At 62.5% G+C, this 19,031-nt stretch carries 17 protein-coding genes and 1 pseudogene; 3 read left to right on the forward strand and 15 right to left on the reverse strand.

From position 1 onward, the window contains the following. Nucleotide 1: 1 nt before the first annotated feature. From ABWL43_RS02145 to ABWL43_RS02200, 12 genes are all read right to left on the reverse strand, one after another. Entirely contained in the window at nucleotides 2-2,314 is a 2,313-nt protein-coding gene (locus tag ABWL43_RS02145; protein WP_404486506.1) for an MMPL family transporter, read from the reverse strand. Further along, nucleotides 2,304-2,999 carry an outer membrane lipoprotein carrier protein LolA gene (locus ABWL43_RS02150; RefSeq protein ID WP_262207964.1) on the reverse strand — a complete coding sequence of 232 codons (696 nt, stop codon included), beginning with the start codon at nucleotides 2,997-2,999 and terminating at the stop codon, nucleotides 2,304-2,306. The genes ABWL43_RS02145 and ABWL43_RS02150 overlap by 11 nt, the downstream gene beginning before the upstream one ends. Next, nucleotides 2,996-3,421 carry a thioesterase family protein gene (locus ABWL43_RS02155; RefSeq protein WP_262207963.1) on the reverse strand — a complete coding sequence of 142 codons (426 nt, stop codon included), beginning with the start codon at nucleotides 3,419-3,421 and terminating at the stop codon, nucleotides 2,996-2,998. The genes ABWL43_RS02150 and ABWL43_RS02155 overlap by 4 nt, the downstream gene beginning before the upstream one ends. Further along, nucleotides 3,414-4,955 carry a histidine ammonia-lyase gene (hutH, locus tag ABWL43_RS02160; RefSeq protein WP_404486509.1) on the reverse strand — a complete coding sequence of 514 codons (1,542 nt, stop codon included), beginning with the start codon at nucleotides 4,953-4,955 and terminating at the stop codon, nucleotides 3,414-3,416. The genes ABWL43_RS02155 and hutH overlap by 8 nt, the downstream gene beginning before the upstream one ends. Continuing rightward, complete coding sequence (locus ABWL43_RS02165) at nucleotides 4,939-5,874, reverse strand: glycosyl transferase (RefSeq protein WP_404486511.1); 936 nt, start codon at nucleotides 5,872-5,874, stop codon at nucleotides 4,939-4,941. The genes hutH and ABWL43_RS02165 overlap by 17 nt, the downstream gene beginning before the upstream one ends. Beyond that, nucleotides 5,871-6,605 (reverse strand): glycosyltransferase family 2 protein, encoded by a 735-nt coding sequence (locus ABWL43_RS02170; protein WP_145160027.1) that lies wholly within the window; start codon nucleotides 6,603-6,605, stop codon nucleotides 5,871-5,873. Before ABWL43_RS02170 ends, ABWL43_RS02165 begins: the two co-directional genes overlap by 4 nt. Before the next feature lie 242 nt (nucleotides 6,606-6,847). After that, complete coding sequence (locus tag ABWL43_RS02175; protein ID WP_404486513.1) at nucleotides 6,848-8,518, reverse strand: AMP-binding protein; 1,671 nt, start codon at nucleotides 8,516-8,518, stop codon at nucleotides 6,848-6,850. Beyond that, nucleotides 8,515-9,060: a hypothetical protein gene (locus ABWL43_RS02180; protein ID WP_404486515.1), complete on the reverse strand. Its 546-nt coding sequence runs from the start codon at nucleotides 9,058-9,060 to the stop codon at nucleotides 8,515-8,517. The genes ABWL43_RS02175 and ABWL43_RS02180 overlap by 4 nt, the downstream gene beginning before the upstream one ends. Beyond that, nucleotides 9,057-9,311 (reverse strand): acyl carrier protein, encoded by a 255-nt coding sequence (locus ABWL43_RS02185; RefSeq protein ID WP_106577551.1) that lies wholly within the window; start codon nucleotides 9,309-9,311, stop codon nucleotides 9,057-9,059. The genes ABWL43_RS02180 and ABWL43_RS02185 overlap by 4 nt, the downstream gene beginning before the upstream one ends. Nucleotides 9,312-9,320: 9 nt before the next feature. Beyond that, complete coding sequence (locus ABWL43_RS02190; protein WP_010213712.1) at nucleotides 9,321-9,590, reverse strand: phosphopantetheine-binding protein; 270 nt, start codon at nucleotides 9,588-9,590, stop codon at nucleotides 9,321-9,323. Next, nucleotides 9,568-10,380, reverse strand: coding sequence for a 1-acyl-sn-glycerol-3-phosphate acyltransferase (locus tag ABWL43_RS02195; protein ID WP_242198848.1), 813 nt, complete (start codon nucleotides 10,378-10,380; stop codon nucleotides 9,568-9,570). The genes ABWL43_RS02190 and ABWL43_RS02195 overlap by 23 nt, the downstream gene beginning before the upstream one ends. After that, nucleotides 10,356-11,075 (reverse strand): beta-ketoacyl synthase chain length factor, encoded by a 720-nt coding sequence (locus ABWL43_RS02200; RefSeq protein ID WP_262207956.1) that lies wholly within the window; start codon nucleotides 11,073-11,075, stop codon nucleotides 10,356-10,358. Before ABWL43_RS02200 ends, ABWL43_RS02195 begins: the two co-directional genes overlap by 25 nt. A gap of 349 nt (nucleotides 11,076-11,424) precedes the next feature. Here ABWL43_RS02200 and ABWL43_RS02205 point away from each other — a divergent pair, with 349 nt between their 5' ends. Then, on the forward strand, nucleotides 11,425-12,195 hold the full coding sequence (locus ABWL43_RS02205) for a ParA family protein (RefSeq protein WP_404486518.1): 771 nt from the start codon (nucleotides 11,425-11,427) through the stop codon (nucleotides 12,193-12,195). Between the two features lie 469 nt (nucleotides 12,196-12,664). Further along, entirely contained in the window at nucleotides 12,665-12,886 is a 222-nt protein-coding gene (locus tag ABWL43_RS02210; protein ID WP_145160035.1) for a DUF6124 family protein, read from the forward strand. A gap of 125 nt (nucleotides 12,887-13,011) precedes the next feature. Here ABWL43_RS02210 and trxC read toward each other — a convergent pair. Further along, nucleotides 13,012-13,445, reverse strand: a pseudogene (gene trxC / locus ABWL43_RS02215) (thioredoxin TrxC). A gap of 286 nt (nucleotides 13,446-13,731) precedes the next feature. On the opposite strand from trxC, the gene ABWL43_RS02220 reads away from it, so the two are divergent. Further along, nucleotides 13,732-14,133: a type II toxin-antitoxin system HigA family antitoxin gene (locus tag ABWL43_RS02220; RefSeq protein WP_404486520.1), complete on the forward strand. Its 402-nt coding sequence runs from the start codon at nucleotides 13,732-13,734 to the stop codon at nucleotides 14,131-14,133. 6 nt (nucleotides 14,134-14,139) lie between these two features. Here the strand turns inward: ABWL43_RS02220 and selO are convergent, their stop codons facing one another. Together selO and mscK are read right to left on the reverse strand one after the other, a co-directional pair. Beyond that, complete coding sequence (gene selO / locus ABWL43_RS02225) at nucleotides 14,140-15,603, reverse strand: protein adenylyltransferase SelO (RefSeq protein ID WP_404486522.1); 1,464 nt, start codon at nucleotides 15,601-15,603, stop codon at nucleotides 14,140-14,142. 48 nt (nucleotides 15,604-15,651) lie between these two features. After that, nucleotides 15,652-18,990: a mechanosensitive channel MscK gene (mscK, locus tag ABWL43_RS02230; protein WP_242198854.1), complete on the reverse strand. Its 3,339-nt coding sequence runs from the start codon at nucleotides 18,988-18,990 to the stop codon at nucleotides 15,652-15,654. Nucleotides 18,991-19,031 lie beyond the last annotated feature (41 nt).

Here is a 19,031-nt window from a genome sequence, read left to right on the forward strand (position 1 = left end):
TTCATAAGGCGTGCTTCTGATGGCCGGCCCAGGGCGCCAGCATAAAGCTGAAGGCCAGGCCCAGGCTGACCGACAGGCCGAAATTGCTCACGGCCGGTGTACTCGACACCGCCAGCAGGCCAAACGACAACCAGGTCGTCAGCGCCGCCAGCAGCGTACCTAAAAGACTCACGGCAGGGCCGCCGATCTGTTCGCGCATCAAGATCGCGTAGTCAACGCTGATCGCCGTGACCAGCAGCAGGCCGAACAGGCTGAACAAAGTCAGTGGCTGGCCCAGCCAACCCAGGCTGGCCAGGCTGCACAGCGCCGCGAGCAGCGGCAGGGCGACGATGCGCAAGGCGCCGCCAAACCCGAACGGCAGGATCAGCAACAGCACGATCAGCACGCACGACATCAATTTCAATTCAGCGGCGCTGATCTGCGTGTCGGCGAACACCCGGTTCAAGTCGCCCAGGCGGTCCACCAACTGCACGCCAGGCAGGTCCAGCGCCTGCACCCGCAGCAGCGCCGGGTTGTTCAAGCCTTGCAAGCTGACCATCGCCGCCACGCCGCCGTCCACCGGGCCCAGCCACAGCGTGCGCCAAGGCTCGGCGAGCGGGCCGACCAGCGCCGCGTCGATGTCTTCGGTGGGCAAGGCTTGCAGTTGCGCGATTTCGGCGTGCAGGGCGCTGGCGGGCACGCCCAGGTCCAACAGCGGCTGCCAGTGTTGCGGCAATTGGTTGAGCGCGTCGCGCAGCTGTTGCTGCTCGGCGGGCAGGTTGACCAGTTGGTTGAGCGCCAGGTAGCCCTGCAGCTTGTCCATGTTCACCAGTTGGTCCAGGCGCTGGCCCAGGGCGGCCTGACGTTCGAGCAACTGCTGCTGATTGTCGGCGCGCACCAGAAAGAACTGGCTGGTGGGCTGGAACCCGGTGATGCGCGCCACGGCCTGGGCTTCCTGCAGCAATTGCGGCGGGGCGCCGATCCATTGGCGGATATCATTCTTGCTGTTCAGGTGCCACAGGCCACCGGCGCAAAACAGCAGCACCAGCGCCAGGAGCAGCGGGCTCGGCAAGTGTTTGATCAAGGTGGCCCGCAGCAGCCACAGGCCTTCAGCGATGCGCAGCGGCCATTGCGCCGGGCGCAGGTCCACGCCGTTGAGCAGCGCGGGCAACAGGCACACGGCTGACAGGTAGGCACCGACCAGGCCTGCGGCAGAGAACACCGCGATTTGCGTCAGCGCCGGGAACGGCGTCCAGGCCAGCGCCAGGTAGCCGATGCAACTGGTCGCCAGGCTCAGGCTCAACCCCGGCAGGGTCAGGCGCAACGCCGGCCAGCTGCGCCACGGCTGCAGGCTCCAGCTTTTGGACAGGTAATGCAGCGGGTAATCCACCGCCACGCCGATCAGGCTGGAGCCGAGCACCAAGGTCATCACATGCATATGGCCGAACAGCGCCACACAGGCCACCGCGCCAAACAGCATGCCCACCAGCACCGGCACAAAGGCCAGCAGCACACGCCAGCGGCGGAAGGCGAGCAACAGCAACAACAGGATGCCCAGCGTGGCGCCGCCGCCTACCCAGGTGATTTCCCGGGTCGCCTGCTGCTGCCCATTGGCCGCATAGAGCAAACCGCTGGCGGCGAGCAATTGCGCGCCCTGTTCGCCGGCCTGCGCGCGGCTGGCCTGGAGCAGATCCGCCACTTGCACCGGCAGTTTCATATCAAAGGCATTGCCGGTGGTGCGCGCCCGCAACATCACCCAGCTTTTGCCGTCGGCATCGGCGATCAAGGTGCCGCTGCCGATATCCAGTTGCACCGAGCCGTGTTGCGGCTGGCTGTTCTGGATACGCCCGGTCAGGCCCAGCCAGTCGTCCTGGCTCGGCACCAGGCTGAACCCGGTGAAGGGGTCGAACAGTGCTTGCACGCGCTGTTGGATGAAGGCGTCGGGGTGCTCGATCAGTTGTTCGCGGTCCTTGGCCGAGAGCATCGCCAGGCGCCCGCGCAGCAATTGCTCGCGCAGGGCCGGCAAGTCGGCCTGCAGGTTCCACTGCACCTTTTCAAACAGCCCGCTGGCCTGCCAGCGCTCGCCCAATTGCTGCGCCACCGCCACGGCTGTTTGCCGATCCGCATGCCCGACCAATACCAGCATTTCGCGGTTCAGCGGCTCCTGCATGCGTTGTTCGGCTTTGAGCTCAAGCGCATCCGGCGTGCTGCCCGGCACCAGCTCCATCAGGTTGGCCGACAGCGGCGCGCCATGGCGCCACTGCCAGCCGGCCAGCGCCAGCACGGCCACCAGCAGAATCAGGAACAGGCGCGGCAGCAGGCGCTCACTGGGCAAAGTCGTGTTGCTCCGCATCGCTTAACGGTTGGGCGGCAGTGCTGTCCTGCATGCGCAGCACGGTGCTGTCGCCTTGGGTTTCCAGCAGTTGGATGGTCTGCACCAACTCGCCGCCGTCGATATTGATCTGGGTGAAGACCTGCTTGAGCAGCAATGAGCGCGGGATCAGCGTCAGCTTCCATTGCTTGGCTTCGCCTTGCAGTTGCAATTCGAAGTCGCGTTGCAGGCCGCTGCTGTCGCCTTGGAGTACGGCGAGGAACAGGCGGTTCTGCTCGGCCCCGGCGCTCTTGTTTGGCAGCAGTTGCCAGCCATTGGCGTCACGGCGCGCGATGCCTTGGGCGCTGATGCGGTAGTCCTGCTGCAGCGGGGTTTTCAACAGCCACAGCAGGCCATGGTCTTTGGCGAGCACGAAGGTGCCTTTGCTGACCAGGGGTTGGGGCAGGGCGCGCAGGTGTTTTTCCTGGATGAAGTTGCCGTGGATCACCGAGGGCTTGGCCAACTGATCGCTCAGCTGTTGCAGATCAAAAGCATGGGCGAAACCTGGAATGCTTAATAACAGAGTCAACGCGATCCCTGTGGGAGCGGGCTTGCTCGCGAAGGACGTTAACGATGACGCGGACCGTCTGATACTACACAGGGCCCTCAAGACCTTCGCGGGCAAGCCCGCTCCCACAGGGAATCTCATTTCAAGGCTCTCTCTACGGCGTCTGTAAAGACGTTGGGGGAGGCCAGCTGCATTTCGCGGCTGGCGATTTCTACCGCCACTTGCACGGTGCTGGCGCGGGTCAGACGTTCGCCGCTGGCGAGGTCGGTGATCAGGTAATTGACCTTCAAACGGTTCTCCCACTCCACCAAACTGGCGCGCACATTGATCGTCTGGCCGAACACCGCGCCGCGCACGTAGCGCAGCTGCATGTCGATCACTGGCCATGCGTAGCCGGACTCGAGCATTGCCGTGTAGTTATGGCCGATCTTGTCCAGCAGCGCGCAGCGCGCCACTTCCAGATACTTCACGTAATGCCCGTGCCACACCACGTGCATGGTGTCGATGTCGAAAAACGGCACGAGGATTTCAGTGTCGCAATGCAACACGCCCTGGCTACGCATGCAGCCTCCAGTGTTGCTCGGCAATACGTTTGAGGCACAGGCGCAGTTCGCCTTCCAGCGCACGGTCTTCGATGACCGGCGGGAAGTCCTTGGCCAGTTCTGCATGCATGGCGGCCAAGGCCGGCGGCAGGGCGCGTGCATCTTCAGCCTGGGCGCGCAGCCACACGCCTTGGTTGGCCGCGAGCAGCGTGGCGGCGGCGACTTGCTCGGTCAGCTCCAGCACGCGGATCGCATCGCGGGCGGCGATGGTGCCCATGCTCACTTTGTCCTGGTTATGGCACTCGGTGGAGCGCGAGAACACGCTGGCCGGCATGGTGTTTTTCAACGCTTCGGCGGTCCAGGCGCTGGTGCCGATCTGCACGGCCTTGAAACCGTGGTTGATCATCGCGCGGTCGGCCGGCGCGCCGGACAGGTTGCTCGGCAGGCCGTGGTTGTAACGCACGTCCACCAGCAGCGCGAGCTGGCGGTCGAGCAGGTCGGCGACGTTGGCCACCAGGGTCTTGAGGCTGTCCATGGCAAAGGCGATGTGCCCGCCGTAGAAGTGCCCGCCGTGCAGCACGCGCTCTTCTTCGGCGTCGATGATCGGGTTGTCGTTGGCGCTGTTCAGTTCGATTTCGATAAACGAGCGCAGCCAGTTCAGGCTGTCGGCCAGCACGCCAAGCACGTGCGGTGCGCAGCGCAGCGAGTAGCGGTCCTGCAGGCGGTGCAGCGGGGCGGTCGGTGCATCAATCGCCAGGTCTTTGCGCAGCCACGCGGCGACTTGCATTTGCCCCGGGTGCGGCTTGGCGGCGAACAGGCGCTCGTCGAAGTGTTCCGGGTTGCCTTGCAGCGCCACGACGTTCATTGCAGTGATGCGCGTGGCCAGTTGCAGCAGGTAGTCGGCGCGGGCGAAGGCCAGGCAGGCCAGGCCGGTCATGACGGCAGTGCCATTCATCAGGGCCAGGGCTTCCTTGGGGCGCAGTACCAGCGGCTCCCAACCGAGTTCGCGGTGCACGTCAGCCGCCTGGCGACGCTCGCCACGGAACATCACTTCACGCTCGCCGGACAAGGTCGCGGCCACGTACGACAGCGGCGTCAAATCACCGCTGGCGCCCACCGAGCCTTCTTCCGGAATCAGCGGCAGTACGTCGTGTTCCAGAAACGCATGCAGACGCTCGAGCAATTCCACACGCACCCCGGAAACGCCGTGGCACAGCGACTGCAAACGCGCTGCCAGCACGGCGCGGGTGGCTTGTGCGTCGAGCAATTTGCCCAGGCCGCAACCGTGAAAGGTATACAGATGACGCGGCAGCGCCTCGACGTGCTGCAACGGCACCGCCACCACGCACGAGTCGCCGTAGCCGGTGGTCACGCCGTAGATCACGCCTTCCTTGTCCAGCAGCGAGTCGAGGAACTGCGCGCCTTTGGCAATGCGCTGGCGGTACGCGGCGTCGCCCTGCAACTGCGTGGGCGCCTGACGGTTGGCCAAGGCCAGCACGTCTTCAATGCGCAAAGCGCGTTCGCCAAAGGTTACTGGCTCAAGATGCGTCGTCATCGGTTTTCCAGAAAGGGTAAAAGTTGAACCACTGTTGGGGCGCTTCCAGGCAGAACTGGCCCAGGCGTGCGGCGTAGCGCGCGGTCCACAGGGCGATGACCTGCTCGCGGGTGCTGCGCTTCCATTCGATCAATTGCGCGAACGGCTCGATGGTCAGGCGATAACGACCGTCGTGCTTCAGGCACATCAGCAGGTTCACCGGGCATTTGAGCAGCCCGGCCAGCAGCCACGGGCCTTGCGGGAACGCCGCGTCAAAGCCGAGGAAATCCACGCGCACCTTGCGCCCGCCGTGCAGCGGCACGCGGTCGCCGGCAATCGCCAGCCACTCGCCGTCGTCCAGGCGCTGGCTGAGCAGCAGCATGGTCGCCGGGTCCAGTTCGCTGACCTGGATCAGGCGCAGATGCGTGGCCCCGGCTTCGCCCAGCAGGCGGTTGAAACGCTCGGCGTGCTTGGTGTGCACCAGCACGTTCATGGTGACTTGCTCACCGATCTCGGCCAGCGCGCGGCACACTTCGAGGTTGCCCAGGTGCGCGCCCACCAGCATCTGCCCGCGCTCGCCGCGCAGTTGCCCGCGCAATTGCGCCGGGTCGTTGATTTCGATCTGTTCGATGCGCAGCTTGCCGTTCCACACGTCGAGTTTGTCGAGCAGCGAGTCGGCAAACGCCATGAACTGGCCGAAGACTCTTTTATGCGTGGGCCGCAGCTCATCGCGCCCGCTCCAGTCGGCCAGGCGTTGCTGGTATTCCCAGGCGCTGTGGCGCGCGGTGCGGCCGAACACGAAAAAGTACAGCACGATGCTGTACAGCAAAGGGCTCAGCAGGCGACGGCCGAGGACCTTGGCGGCGACGGCAGTGAGCTTCATCAGCCAGAAGCTGCCGCGCTCCTCGCGGTCGGCCCAGTGTTTGGTGCGCTCGCTCATGCCTGCCACCGTCGCCACAGAATCATCGGCGCGCGCACCAACATGCCGAAAAACAGCCGCGTGTGCATGGCCGAGATGCGCACGTTGTCGCGGAACAGGCGGAAGTGCGACAAGCCATCGGCGGGGTAATGCACCTGGGTCGGCAGCCAGCGCATCGGCTGGTTACGCCAGGCCAGGCGCACCAGGATGTCGGAATCGAAATCCATGTGCGTGCCGATGTAGGCCGAGTCCATCAGCGCGAGCGTAGGCGCCAGCGGGTACACGCGAAAGCCGCACATCGAGTCGCGAATCTGCAGCGACAGGGTGTTGATCCACACCCATACGTGGGTCAGGTAGCGCGCGTACAAGCGGCCTTTGGGCACGCTGTCGTCGTATTCGGGGTAGCCGCAGATCACCGCGTCGGGGTGCCTGCGTGAGGTATCGAGAAAGCTCTCGACTTCGCGCAGGTCGTGCTGGCCGTCGGCGTCCACTTGCAGCGCATGCGTGAAGCCCCGGCGTGCGGCTTCGCGAAAGCCAGCCATGACCGCGCCGCCTTTGCCTGTGTTGTTGGGCAAGGTCAGCAAGGTGACGTTATCGAGCGTTGCCAGTTGCGCCAATACCGCCGCGCACGCCGGGCTGCTGCCGTCGTCGACCAGCAGGCACGGCAGGCCACTGTTCAACAAGCTGTGCACCACGGCCGGTACGGCGGCTTCGTGGTTGTAGACCGGGATGAGCGCGCAGGGGTTATGCATGGCTGACCCAACCGACGGGTAGCGGACTTACTGTGGTGAGCGCGCTTGTTGTGGCGAGCGGGCTCATTGTGGCGAGCAGGCTTGCCCTGCGTTGGGCTGCGAAGCGGCCCAAAAACCTGCCAACTCGGTATGCCTGACACACCTCGATTACCTTACTGGGGCTGCTTCGCAGCCCAGCGCAGGGCAAGCCTGCTCGCCACAAAAAGTCTGCTGGCCACAGGAAACCCGCTGGCCACAAAAGGTTATGCACTTGGCGCCTCCAACACTATCCGGCCGCTGGAGCAGGCGGCGACGCCATTGCGGTAGGCAAAATACAGCTTGCCGCGTTCCTGGTCGAAGCGCAGGTGCAGTTCAACCTGATCGCCGGGGCGCACCAGTTGCTGGAACTTGAGCACTTCCATGCCGGCAAAGGTCGTGGGCACATCCAGCAGTTGCTGGCCGAGGTTGAACGCCCATTCCACTTGCACCACCCCCGGCAACACCGGCGTGACCGGGAAGTGGCCGCTGAAATACGCCAGGTCCGGCGGGATGCTCAGTTGCACGGTCCATTCGCCGTCAGCCTCGACTTGCTCCAGCACTTCCGGCGCTTTTGGCCGGGGTGCCAGCAGCAACGCCTCTACCTCGGTCTGCGGCAGTTTGCCCTGGCTGTTCAGCGGCAACTGGCGCAGCAACCGCCAGCGACGCGGCAGTGCCAAGGCTTCGCAATGTTGGCTCAAATGCTGGCGCAGGGTTTGAGTGACGGCGCGGCGGCCTTGATTGCGCAGGGCATGCAGGCCATCGGCGCTCAACACCACCAATGCGCCGAGGGAGGCGCGGTTTTCCTGCACCACGCCCAGGCGGGTTTCGGCGACCCAGGCGTGGGCCATCAGCGCCTGTTCGAGCATCGGCAGGGAGATGCGTTTCTCTTCCAGCTTGACGATACGGTCCAGGCGGCCGAGCAACTCGAAGCGCCCGTCAGAGTGAATGCGGGCGGCATCGGCGGTCTGTTCAATGTGCCCGGCCGGTAGATAAGGTGATGCAATGCGCAGGGCGCCGTCGGCATCCTGGCTCAGTTCTACCTCGGCAAACGGCTGCCACGGCTGCGCGCCTTGGCGCCAGGCAATGCCGCCGGTTTCCGAGCTGCCGAGGATTTCCGTCGGCCATTGCTGCAAACGGTCGTACAGGCTGCCGGCAGCCTCGATGGGCAGCGCGCCACCGGACGAAAATACCCGCGACACGTGGCTCAGGGCGGGCCAGTCGAGGTTGTCGCCCATGCGTTTGAGCAGCGCGGGGCTGGCGACCCAGGCAAATTGTGGGTGTTCGCGGCTGGCGCGCTGCAGGTCTTCGGGGAAGGCCAGTTGTTTGCGTACAAAGGTGCGCCCGGCGCACAGCGGCCACAACACCCGGAACAGCAACCCGTAGATGTGCTGGGTGGCGACGCTGCCGATGATGCAGGCGTCGTTGAGGTCTGCGCCCCACAAGGCCTCCAGCGCTTCCACTTCGTTGGCAAGTTGGCGCAGGGTCTTGTCGATGCGCTTGGGCTCGCCGCTGGAGCCGGAGGTGCACAGGCTCAAGTGGCAGGCGTCCAGGTCGAGCGCGGCGGCGCTCAACGGCGCCTGGTACAGCGTGTCGAGATCGGCGGCCTCAACCAGCCAGGCGTCCACGGCGTCGTCCCAGCGCTGGCGGGTCTGGGGTTGCAGGTCGGCCGGCAGCAGCACGCTGACCCCGGCCCGCCAAGCGCCCAGCAGGGCAATGGCCAACATGCTGGCGTCTTCCAGGTGCACGGCCAAACGCCGGATGCCGCGCGCTTGCAGGCCCGCCGCCAAGCTCAGGGAGTGCGCCCACAGTTGGGCATGGTTCATTTCAGGCTCGGTGGTGACCCAGCGCTGTTGCAGCGGCTCAAGCAGCAGGTGCTCAAGTTTCAACCCATTCATACGCGGCCTCGAACCCTTTGTCGTACCAGCCATTCCACGGCAAACAACAACCCCATCAGCCCGTAGGCGATCAGGCCGTTGTACAACGTCCACCAGCCCAGCGGCGCCCACAGGGTGAGGGCGGCGGCGAGCAGGCCATTACACAGAAAAAATACACTCCACACCACGGTGACCTGACGCGTATAGCGGATGGCCTCGGGCGGCAGTTGCGGTTCAGTGATGCGGGCCAGGCGCTCGACCATCGGCGGGCCGTATTTCAGACTCAAGCCGAACAGCGCCAGCATGAACACGCTGACCAGGCTGGGGTACCAGCGCAGCAGCTGCGGGTTGTCGAACCAGGCCAGCAGCAGGCAAAACACGATCACCGCCATCGCCATCCAGCGGCTGCCCGGGCGGCGTGCGCCGGTCAGCGCGCGCAGCAACCACAGGCTGCCCAGCAGCAGGCCGAATTGCCACGGCGCAAAGTGCTCGGTGCCGTAATACACCGCAAAAGGGTACAACAGCCCCGCCAACAACAGGCCAAGGCCGATCAGCCGGCTCATGCGGCAGGTGCGACCAGACGGTACACCGCCTCAACCACGTCGTTCACGGTGCGCACGGCCTTGAATTCTTCGGCGGCGATCTTTTTGCCAGTCTGGCGCTTGATGTGATCGATCAAGTCCACGGCGTCGATGCTGTCGATTTCCAGGTCCTGGTACAGATTGGCGTCGAGGGTGACGCGCGAAGGCTCCAGTTCAAACAGTTCCACCAAGGCGTCGCGCAGGGTGTTGAAAATATCGTCACGAGTTTGCATGGTCCGGTCTCAAGCTGCCTGTCTGGCCGTGACGAACGCCGCAAGGCTGGCCACGTTGGTGAAGTGATTGCGCGTGTCTTTGGCGTCGGCATCGATCTTGATGCCGTACTTTTTCTGGATCGCCAGGCCCAATTCCAGGGCGTCTACCGAATCCAGGCCCAGGCCTTCGCCGAACAGGGTCTGCTCGCTGCCGATGTCGTCGACGCTGATGTCTTCCAGGCCCAGGGCCTCGATGATCAGCATCTTTATGTCGTGCTCAAGGCGGTGTTGGTCGCTCATCTTCGGCGAGCTCCTTAATGAAATAGTGGTGCAGGTAATCGTTGAGCTTGCGTGAAGCCTGGGGCGCGGGCCCGAGTGCGGCAAAGGTGTGTGGTTCTATATCGGCACCCACGCGCAAACTGAAGTGAAATCGACGTTTGGGAATGCGGTACCAGGGTTCTGCCTTGGTCAACGTCGTAGGGCTGACCTTGATCACCACGGGGGTGATGATTGTCGCACCGCGCAGCGCGATGGCGGCGCCACCGCGATGAAAGGCGGGCGCCGCGCCGGGTGTGGTGCGGGTGCCCTCGGGGAAAATGATCAGGGTCTGGCCCTGGCGTAACGCCTCGGCGGCGGCGTCGAGCATGTCGGCGCTGCCGTCATTGCTGATATAGCCTGCATCGCGCACCGGCCCGCGGGTGAACGGGTTCTGAAACAGGCTCTGCTTGACCACGCAGTTGGTCTGGCGCATCAGGCCGATCAGGAACACCACGTCGATCAGCGATGGGTGGTTGGCGATGATCATCTGGCCCGGGCGACCGAGCTTTTCCGCGCCTTCGACGCTGTACGTCAGCACGCCGGCGCGCTGCATCAGGCGGACGAAGAACCAGAACAGTTTGCTGATGGTGTGGCGGGCGCGGCGCTGATGTTTTTCAGCGCTGCCTGGCAGGCAACTGAGCAGCGGAAACACCAGCAAACGCAGGCACAACCCGCCGACGCCGAAGAAGAAAAAGCTCGCGGCGGTGGCGAACAGGCGCCAGTAATAGGCGTCCCGGGGTTTTTCGGTCAGGGCTTGCGTTGCCAGTTCCATACACGGTTCTTCCAGGCATGTTGGCAGGCAACCTGTTCGGTGAGCAGGGTGCGTAGCAGGTTCAGGGCGTGGGGCCACTGGGTTTGAGTGAGTTGGACAGCGCCGCTGTTTAGTTCCAGTCGCCACTCGTCGCCCGGTGTCAGCAGCAGGCCGAGGGCGTAGGGGAAGGGCACGTCATGAATCCAGCGAGCATAGGCTTCGGGGGGCTGTTCCTCGGTGATCACCAGCAACACCGCCGGGGCACCTTCGTTGAGCAGCGCGGCGGCTTCGAGCATGCCGTGCTCCAGGCCGTCGCCTGCGGCGGCGAGCGCGGTCATTTCGCTGGTTTCATTGCGCAGGATCGACCACAGGCCGATCACCGCGTTATGCACCGATAGGCTGAACTGGGTCGGCGACAGTGGCTGGCCGTCGGCCAGATCACTGAGGATGTCGAGGGTGCGCGGGGTTTCGCCGTGCCGGGAAATAAACACCAGCGGCAGGTCTTGCAGGCCTTCGGCCAGGGGCCAGCCGACGCTGAACGCCATGCGTGCCAGGCGGCTCAGGCGTCGGCGCTGCATGGCCGGCAAAAAGGACACGTCAGGCCAAGCATCGCTGGCAGGCAGCGCCACTGGGGCCTGGCACCAGGCGTGCCAGTCGTGCGCACTCTCCAGGCCGGGAGCCCAGGCGCGCCATTGGGCGATGTTGAAAGTGATCACTGAGAAGTTATCCCGCCCCTGCGGGCTTCCATGTGCGGCCGTTGGCCCCGAATACCGGGACAGGGAACGCAGGCCGAATGGCGCGCATTATCCCGGTGCTGCGGGCTTCTAGCAAACTTTGGTAAAGAATTGTTCACGGCTGATTACAATTTACTGGGAAAGATTTACAGATTGTCCTTTACGCGAGGACTGACGGGGTTGTCGGAGTATTCCTTTTAGTTTGTCGGCGCTGGATTACGGGTATCGCGCATCCGGCCGTGCAATGCGCCAGTGCATGGATGAACGAGGTAGCTAACAGGCGCTTTTGCCCTCTACACTCGGACATTCATTGATACACGGAGGTTTTTCCATGCGGCGTGTGGTGTTCAATCAGAAAGGCGGCGTTGGCAAGTCCAGCATTGCCTGCAACCTGGCGGCGGTCAGCGCCAGTGAAGGCTATCGAACCCTGTTGGTGGACCTCGATGCGCAAGCCAACTCGACTCAGTACCTCACCGGGCTGACCGGCGACGATATCCCGATGGGCATCGCCGAGTTCTTCAAGCAAACCCTGTCATCCGGGCCGTTTTCCAAAAAAAAACGCGTGGATATCTACGAAACGCCGTTCGACAACCTGCACGTCATCACCGCGACGGCCGAGCTTGCCGACCTGCAGCCCAAGCTTGAGGCCAAGCACAAGATCAACAAGCTGCGAAAGCTGCTCGATGAACTGAGCGAGGACTACGACCGGATTTACCTGGACACGCCGCCGGCGCTGAATTTTTATGCGGTTTCGGCGCTGATTGCCGCTGATCGTGTATTGATTCCGTTCGATTGCGACAGCTTTTCACGCCAGGCGCTGTATGGACTGCTGGCGGAAATCGAAGAATTGAAGGAAGACCACAACGAAGGCCTGGAAGTGGAAGGCATCGTGGTCAACCAGTTCCAGGCCCGCGCGAGCCTGCCGCAGCAGATGCTCGATGAGCTGATTGCCGAAGGCCTGCCGGTGCTGCCGGTGTACCTGGCCAGCTCCGTGCGCATGCGCGAGTCGCACCAGGAGAGCAAGCCGCTGATCCACTTGGACCCACGGCACAAGCTGACGCAGCAGTTTGTGGAGTTGCATAACTTGCTGGAAAGCGCGTGATCCTTGCCGGCACCGCCTGACCCTGTGGGAGCTAGCTTGCCTGCGATAGCATCACCTCGGTTTAACTGGCAAACCGAGTTGCCTGCATCGCAGGCAAGCCAGCTCCCACATTTGTTTTTGCATTCCTGCAGGGGGATTTGGATTTGTCTCACAGAGGCTGTAGGACACGTCTGGCAAGCGGGGTTGCGCCTTGTCTCGCTGCCTACAGATAAGCCAGAATCCGCCGGCTTGTGCGTCTGGATGGGCGTCTCTAAGGTTCTTCGGTCGTTGAATGTTCAGCGATCGGGTTTAGTAGCCCGTGGTGAGACGTACAGCAACTCTTCGGTCAGGATCTTCCTGAGCGTGATGGTGGCTGTACGGAGGGCGCTTTCGAGCGCGCCGGTTGCGTCTCCCCGGTCTACTAACCTGCGTACAGCTGCCACCCTCCGTTTAGTAGCGGCTGGTTGCGGCTCCTGCTCGGAGACGTTCCATGGTTAACCTTTATACCGTTGCACCCAACCTGCCCACCGAAACCCTCGTGCTTAACAGCTACGAAACCTTCTCTTCCGTGCGCACGCTATTACTCAAGCTGTCCAACGACCTAAGCGGCGAACACCGCGACGTTGCCCTGGCCATCCATCAATTAAGCGAGCTGGGCGTACAGCTCGTAGGCCAGATGATGGACCGCGAAACCCCCGTAGCACGGGCTTAAAACACAATCAGTGTGGGAGCTGGCTTGCCTGCGATGCAGACAACCCGGTCTGTCAGGCAAACCGAGGGGATGCCATCGCAGGCAAGCCAGCTCCCACATTTGACCGAGTTAATATTCGGCTTGGGTTATACGCCCTGGCTACGCAACCAGCTCATCAACTGCGGCAACGGGAATGCCCCACTCTGGCGCGCAACCTCGCGGCCGTTCTTGAACAGAATCAAGCTGGGAATCGAGCGAATCCCCAACTGCGCCGACAGCTGCTGATTGGCCTCGCTGTCGAGCTTGGTCAACCGGCACTTGCCCTCCAACTGCCCAGCCGCCTGCTCAAACACCGGCGCAAACGACTTGCACGGCCCGCACCATTCGGCCCACACATCCACCAGCAGCGGCAGATCGCCCTTGATCTGGCTGGCGTAGTCGCCCTGTTTCAACTCAAAGGGCTTGTTCAACAACACCGGCTGTTTACAGCGCCCACATTTAGGCGCATCACCCAGGCGCTCGCCGGGGATGCGGTGAGGCCGTTGCAATGGGGGCAGGGAATGACGAGAGGTTCGGACATGGAGGGCTCCTTGGAATTGACCATGGAGTGAAGTTGGAGTCCGCGACCGGGTTTATCAAGGTGTGGAGCAAACGACTCATCCACTCACAGTTTGCCCAAGCTGATGTGAGATCGCCTATCTAGGCTGTTGGGGCGTGTGTTGTTTTGCGCCATCTGTCTGTTTGCAAATATAGCAAATTGCGATAATTCGACTTCGGGTTTAACCTTCATAGCAAGATGCGATAAGGATGTTGCATGCGAGTGATCACCGTGAATACGAACAAGACAACTGGAAGGAGAAAATCAGATGAGCGCACTCATCCGGCTCGCTGCTGAACATTGGCAATTTGTTTCACCTTTGCTGCGCAAGCCAAAAAACGAGGCGGATTACGATGTATTGGTCAATGCTCTCGACGAACTGCTGGAGCTGATCGGTGAGGATGAATCAAATCCGCTGATGAGCTTGGTGGATATTCTCAGTGACTGGATCGAAGCCTACGATCTTGAGCATCGCCCGATGCCTGTCGCCAGTGGTGTCGACGTGCTGCGCGCAATGATGCGCGAGCACGGCTTGAACCAGAGTGATCTGCCAGGCGTAGGCACACAGTCGGTTGTGTCGGAAGTCCTGAGCGGTAAGCGCAAGCTCAATCTGCGGCAGATTAGATGGCTGGCCGAGCGATTTGGCGTTTCCGTGGAAACGTTCATCTAGTCGGCTCTACGATGAGCAACTAATCTCCAAATGCTTGCCCCAATCCGGCGGCCGCTGGGCGTATTGCTCCATCCCCGCCTGCTCTTCAAAGGGTTTGCTCAGCACTTCATGCAATCGACGTACTTCGCTGTAGTCGCCTGATTCGGCGGCGGCGATGGCGTTTTGTGCAAGGTAGTTGCGCAGGATGTACAGCGGGTTTACCGCGTGCATGCGCTCACGGCGCTGCACTTCGCTGTAGTCCCCGTCGCGCGCAACGCGCGCTTTATACCGTTCGGCCCAGGCATCAAACCTTGCGAGGTCGACGAAGTCATCGCGCAGCCGCGCCACAGCTTGCGCTGCGGGCTCATCACCCAAGCGGCGGAAGAACAGCGTGTAATCGACGCCGCTGTTTTGCATCAGCTTGAGCAACTGCTCCACCAGCTTCTGGTCATCGTCTTCGGCGGTGGTCAGTCCTAGCCGGCGGCGCATCAAGTCCAGGTAATGGGCCTGGTACAGCGGCAGGTAAAGGCCAAGTGCCTCTTTCAAGGCGTCAACACTGATAAACGGCTTGAGCGCCTGGGCCAGCGCGCTGAGGTTCCACTGCCCAATGGGCACCTGATTGCTGAAGGAATAGCGCCCTTCGTGATCGGAGTGGTTGCAGATGAAGTGCGCGTCAAAGTCATCGAGGAACGCAAACGGCCCGAAGTCGAAGGTGATGCCCAGGATCGACATGTTGTCGGTGTTCATCACGCCGTGGCAGAAGCCGTAGGCCTGCCATTTGGCGATCATTTCGGCATTGCGCTCGACGATTTCGCGGAACATCGCCAAGTACGGCTCGGGCTGCTCGCGGCACTCGGGGTAGTGCAGGTTCAACACGTGTTCGGCCAGTTCAGCCTGCTGCTCGGGCTTTTTGGTGTAGTAAAAATATTCGAAATGCCCGAAGCGGATATGGCTGTGCGCAAGGCGCAGCACCATGGCGCCGCGTTCCTGTTTCTCGCGCCAGACGGGTGTGCTGGAGCCGATCACGCACAGGGCGCGGCTGCTGGGAATGCCCAGCGCATGCAAGGCCTCGGAAGCGAGAAACTCACGGATCGAAGAGCGCAGCACCGCGCGGCCGTCGCCCATGCGCGAATAAGGCGTCATCCCGGCGCCTTTGAGGTGCAAGTCCCAGTGTTCGCCGGCCTCGTTGTACACCTCGCCCAGCAACAGCCCACGGCCGTCGCCCAGTTGCGGGGTGTAGCCGCCAAACTGGTGGCCGGAATAGACCATCGCCCGCGGCTCCGCTTCGGCCCACAGCTTGTGCCCGCTGAACAGCTCGGCAAACACCGGCGTTTCGGCCACCGCCGGGTCGAGGTCGAGCAGCGCCATGGCGGCGTTGCTCGCCACCACAAGGCGCGGCTCATCGAGGGGTTCAGGCAGTACGTGGGTTGAGAACGCGTCGCCCAGGCGTGCGAAGCGGTTGTCGAAGGTCAGTTCGTCGAGGGCTTTCACCGGCCATCTCCAGCAGAATGTCCGAGCATTCTGCTGGGGATAGACGCGTTAGTCGAGTTTGCTCGGCGGTGGTTCTTGCACGCCGCCGTCGTTGGCGGGTTTGGCTGGGGTGTCGACTTCCACCAGTTTGTATTCCTGGCCGTGGAGGTTCTTGAGGTAAACCTCCATCTGGCGGAACGAGATGTTGATGTGGTGGTTCTTGAACTCGCGGTTGATAAAGCGGTTCACCTCGTCGATCACCGGGTTGCGGTCACCGAGGTCGCGCACGTGCATGCGCAATTCGTGGTCGAGGGTGCTTTCGCCGAAGTTGAGGAAGTACACGTGGGGTTCCGGCTCTTTCAACACACGCGGGTTTTCTCGCGCCGCCTTGAGTAAGAGTTCCTTCACCAGGTCCAGGTCGGAGCCGTAGTCCACGCCCAGTTTCAGGGTCACGCGGGTGATGGTGTCGGTCAGCGACCAGTTGATCAGTTGCCCGGTAATAAACGTCTTGTTCGGGACGATGATGTCTTTGCGGTCAAAGTCGGTGATGGTCGTCGCACGGATGCGGATCTTGCTGACCGTGCCCGACAGGTTGCCGATGGTGATGGTGTCGCCGATACGCACCGGGCGTTCGAACAGGATCATGATGCCGGAGATAAAGTTGGCGAAGATCTCCTGCATCCCGAAGCCCAACCCCACCGACAGCGCTGCCACCAGCCATTGCAACTTGTCCCAGCTCACGCCGAGCGTGGACAGGGTGGAGACAAAGCCGACGCCGGCAATCACGTACGACAGCAAAGTGGTTGTGGCGTAGGCGCTGCCTTGAGCCAGGTCCAGCTTGGACAGCACCAGCACTTCCAGCAAACCCGGCAAGTTGCGCGCCAGGGCGAAGGTGATGCCGATGATGATCGACGCACCCAGCAAGTCGCCGAAGCTGATCGGCACCATGCTGATGTTGGCGCCAGTGCCGCTGGTGTATTCGTACAGGGTGATGTTGTCCAGGTAGGAGAACACGGTGATCAGGTCTTTCCACACCCAGTACAGCGCCGCGATAAAGCCGCCGAGCAGGGCCAGGCGGATCAGGCGCATGGACTGTTCGTTGACCTGTTCGATGTCCAGGGTCGGTTCTTCGATCACCGCTTCGCCATCCCCGGCTTCCTTGGCCGCCTGGCGTTTGGCCAGTGCGCGCGCGTAGGCCAGGCGCCGTGCGGCGACGCCCAGGCCGCGCACGAAGGTGGCTTCGATCACCAGCCAGAACATCAGCAGGTACAGGGTATTGATCAAGCGGTCGCTGAGTTTGAGCGCGGTGTAGTAATAGCCAAAGCACACCGCCAGAAACAGGGCGACGGGCAGGGCGGTGAACACCAGGCCCACGGCTTTACGAAACAGTGAGGCTTTCTCGTGGGTCGGGCTGTTCAGCAGCAGGCGGCCCAGCAACCAGGCCATCAACGCGTAGCACGTCAACACCACACCGATACCCAGCACGTCGTCGGCCAGTGCCTCGGGTTGGTGCTCGGCGATGGCCACTACGGCCACCAATGCCAGCACTACCAGGCCGAGTTTGCGCACCCAGCCTTGCAGGAATTCAACCTGGGGTTTCTCCCAGCGAAAGTGCAGTTCCGCCACGCCGCCCGGCGCCAGGATGCGGTATGCGGTGTAGAACACCAGCCACGCTTGGGCGATCTGCAGCAGTGCATCGCCCAGGTTGGCGTTTTGCCCGCGGGCGTCGATCTGCAGCGCGTAGCCGCACAGCGCCAGGCCCAGGGACACCGGCATCGCCAGCAGAATGTTGATCAGGATGGCCTGCGGCGTGTGCCACTGGCTGTCGCGCTTGAAGTGGCCGATGTCCAGGTGAACCTTGTTCAGCCGCTGGTACAGCGCTTTACGCCGCCACAACAATGCACCGATCAACAGCAGCAGTGGCAGGAACAACAGCGGGCGCTGGGTCAGGCCGTCGTAGAGTTCGCTGACGCTGGAGGCCCACGGCAGAGTGGTGATCTGTTTGTTCAGGTGCGCCGGTACGGTTTCCAGCCACTCGGTGTCCAGCGGCTTATTGCTGGGGATCCAGAACATTTGCTCATCCAGCGTCGCGCGCAGGGTGGTGGCGGTGCTGAGCAGTTGTTTCTGGTTCAGTTGCAGGGTGATCGATTCGTTCAGCAGTGCGCTCAGCTCACGGCTCAGGCGCTCGAGCAAGTCGCTGCGGGTGATCGCCAATTCCAGCAAGGTGCGGCGCAGTTGCGGCGTCACGTCTTCCGGTGGCTGGTTGGCCAGCAAGTTATCCACATAGGCACTGGGTGAGTTGATCTGCTCACGTTGCTGGTTGATCTCGAACTGGTACAGGCGAATGTTGGCGATATCGTCTGCCAGGTCGCGGTCGACCGTGAGACGGGGCAGCGCCTGTTTCTGCTTGTAGAGGATCTTGGAGAGCAGCAGGCTGCCCTTGAGCACGTTGATTTGCTCGTCCAGGGCCGAGTCGCTTTGCGTCACTGCGTCCAGTTGCTGCTTGGTCTTGAGGTTGGCCTGGGTCAGCTCGTTAAGGCGGTCGGTACTCTTGAGCAGGTAGTCGGACAGTTTGAGGTTGGCCGCGCTTTCCGAGGCCAGCAGGCTGCTGCCTCCGGCTTTCTGCGCTTCGATGGACTGTTGGGTCACGGTCTGCTGGGACTGGGCCAGGCGTTTCTGATTGATCAGCGTTTGCAGGTCCTGGATTTCCTGCTCCAGGCGGCTGGTTTTCTCGGTTGCCAGGTCGCGCTGGCTATTGCCCAGGTCTTGCAGTTGGCTGTTGCCGGCCAGTTCCTGGCGGCGCAGTGGAATCAGGGCATTGAGGGCGGCCAGTTCGGCATTCAGTTGGTTGCGCTGGTCGCCGGTGAGGGTCTTGCCGTTGTCTTTGCCCGCCTTGAGGATCGAATTGATCTGCTGGATGCGGGTCTGGCTGTTGCTGATTTCTGTCTGGGCGCGTTCGGGGCGGGTCTGGGCGGCGACGGACATGCTGTTGGCGTCGGCCACGGTTTTTTGCAGATCGCCTTGCTGAGTGGTGCGTTGCACCAGCAATTGCTCAAGCTGCGGCACCGGCAGGGTGGCGTAGCGCTGCGCCACCGGGATGATTTTAGTGGCCTTGAGCCGCACCAGTTCGCGCTGGTTTTCAGTGGTCTGGCGCGGAGCGTCTTCGAGCTGGCGCTTGAGGTCGACAAGGCGCTGCTCGTAATCCTGCTTGTTGCCCAGGTAGGTCAGGGTCTGTTGCAGGATGGTTTGCAACGCCTTCATGTCGGCGTCGGGCAGCTTGCGGTCGGGCAGTTTGTCCAGGGTTTGCTGGATGGACTCGGCGCTGGGCGGGTCGGCGGCGTAAACGCTGCCGACACAGAGGGTCAGGCCCAGCAGGGCAGTGGCTAAAAAGGTGCGCAGAGTTGTCATGGATACCGGTCGAGCAAGGTAAAGAAGGTGGGGGCGTGGCG

The organism is Pseudomonas sp. HT11 (genome assembly GCF_044875395.1).
Classification (GTDB): domain Bacteria; phylum Pseudomonadota; class Gammaproteobacteria; order Pseudomonadales; family Pseudomonadaceae; genus Aquipseudomonas.

What these genes read in the sequence shown, in the direction of transcription:
- ABWL43_RS02150 (WP_262207964.1), bottom strand. Translation starts at nt 2,999, where the DNA reads ATGAGATTCCCTGTGGGAGCGGGCTTGCCCGCGAAGGTCTTGAGGGCC.
- ABWL43_RS02155 (WP_262207963.1), bottom strand. Translation starts at nt 3,421, where the DNA reads ATGCGTAGCCAGGGCGTGTTGCATTGCGACACTGAAATCCTCGTGCCG.
- hutH (WP_404486509.1), bottom strand. Translation starts at nt 4,955, where the DNA reads ATGACGACGCATCTTGAGCCAGTAACCTTTGGCGAACGCGCTTTGCGC.
- ABWL43_RS02165 (WP_404486511.1), bottom strand. Translation starts at nt 5,874, where the DNA reads ATGAGCGAGCGCACCAAACACTGGGCCGACCGCGAGGAGCGCGGCAGC.
- ABWL43_RS02170 (WP_145160027.1), bottom strand. Translation starts at nt 6,605, where the DNA reads ATGCATAACCCCTGCGCGCTCATCCCGGTCTACAACCACGAAGCCGCC.
- ABWL43_RS02175 (WP_404486513.1), bottom strand. Translation starts at nt 8,518, where the DNA reads ATGAATGGGTTGAAACTTGAGCACCTGCTGCTTGAGCCGCTGCAACAG.
- ABWL43_RS02180 (WP_404486515.1), bottom strand. Translation starts at nt 9,060, where the DNA reads ATGAGCCGGCTGATCGGCCTTGGCCTGTTGTTGGCGGGGCTGTTGTAC.
- ABWL43_RS02185 (WP_106577551.1), bottom strand. Translation starts at nt 9,311, where the DNA reads ATGCAAACTCGTGACGATATTTTCAACACCCTGCGCGACGCCTTGGTG.
- ABWL43_RS02190 (WP_010213712.1), bottom strand. Translation starts at nt 9,590, where the DNA reads ATGAGCGACCAACACCGCCTTGAGCACGACATAAAGATGCTGATCATC.
- ABWL43_RS02195 (WP_242198848.1), bottom strand. Translation starts at nt 10,380, where the DNA reads ATGGAACTGGCAACGCAAGCCCTGACCGAAAAACCCCGGGACGCCTAT.
- ABWL43_RS02205 (WP_404486518.1), top strand. Translation starts at nt 11,425, where the DNA reads ATGCGGCGTGTGGTGTTCAATCAGAAAGGCGGCGTTGGCAAGTCCAGC.
- ABWL43_RS02210 (WP_145160035.1), top strand. Translation starts at nt 12,665, where the DNA reads ATGGTTAACCTTTATACCGTTGCACCCAACCTGCCCACCGAAACCCTC.
- ABWL43_RS02220 (WP_404486520.1), top strand. Translation starts at nt 13,732, where the DNA reads ATGAGCGCACTCATCCGGCTCGCTGCTGAACATTGGCAATTTGTTTCA.
- mscK (WP_242198854.1), bottom strand. Translation starts at nt 18,990, where the DNA reads ATGACAACTCTGCGCACCTTTTTAGCCACTGCCCTGCTGGGCCTGACC.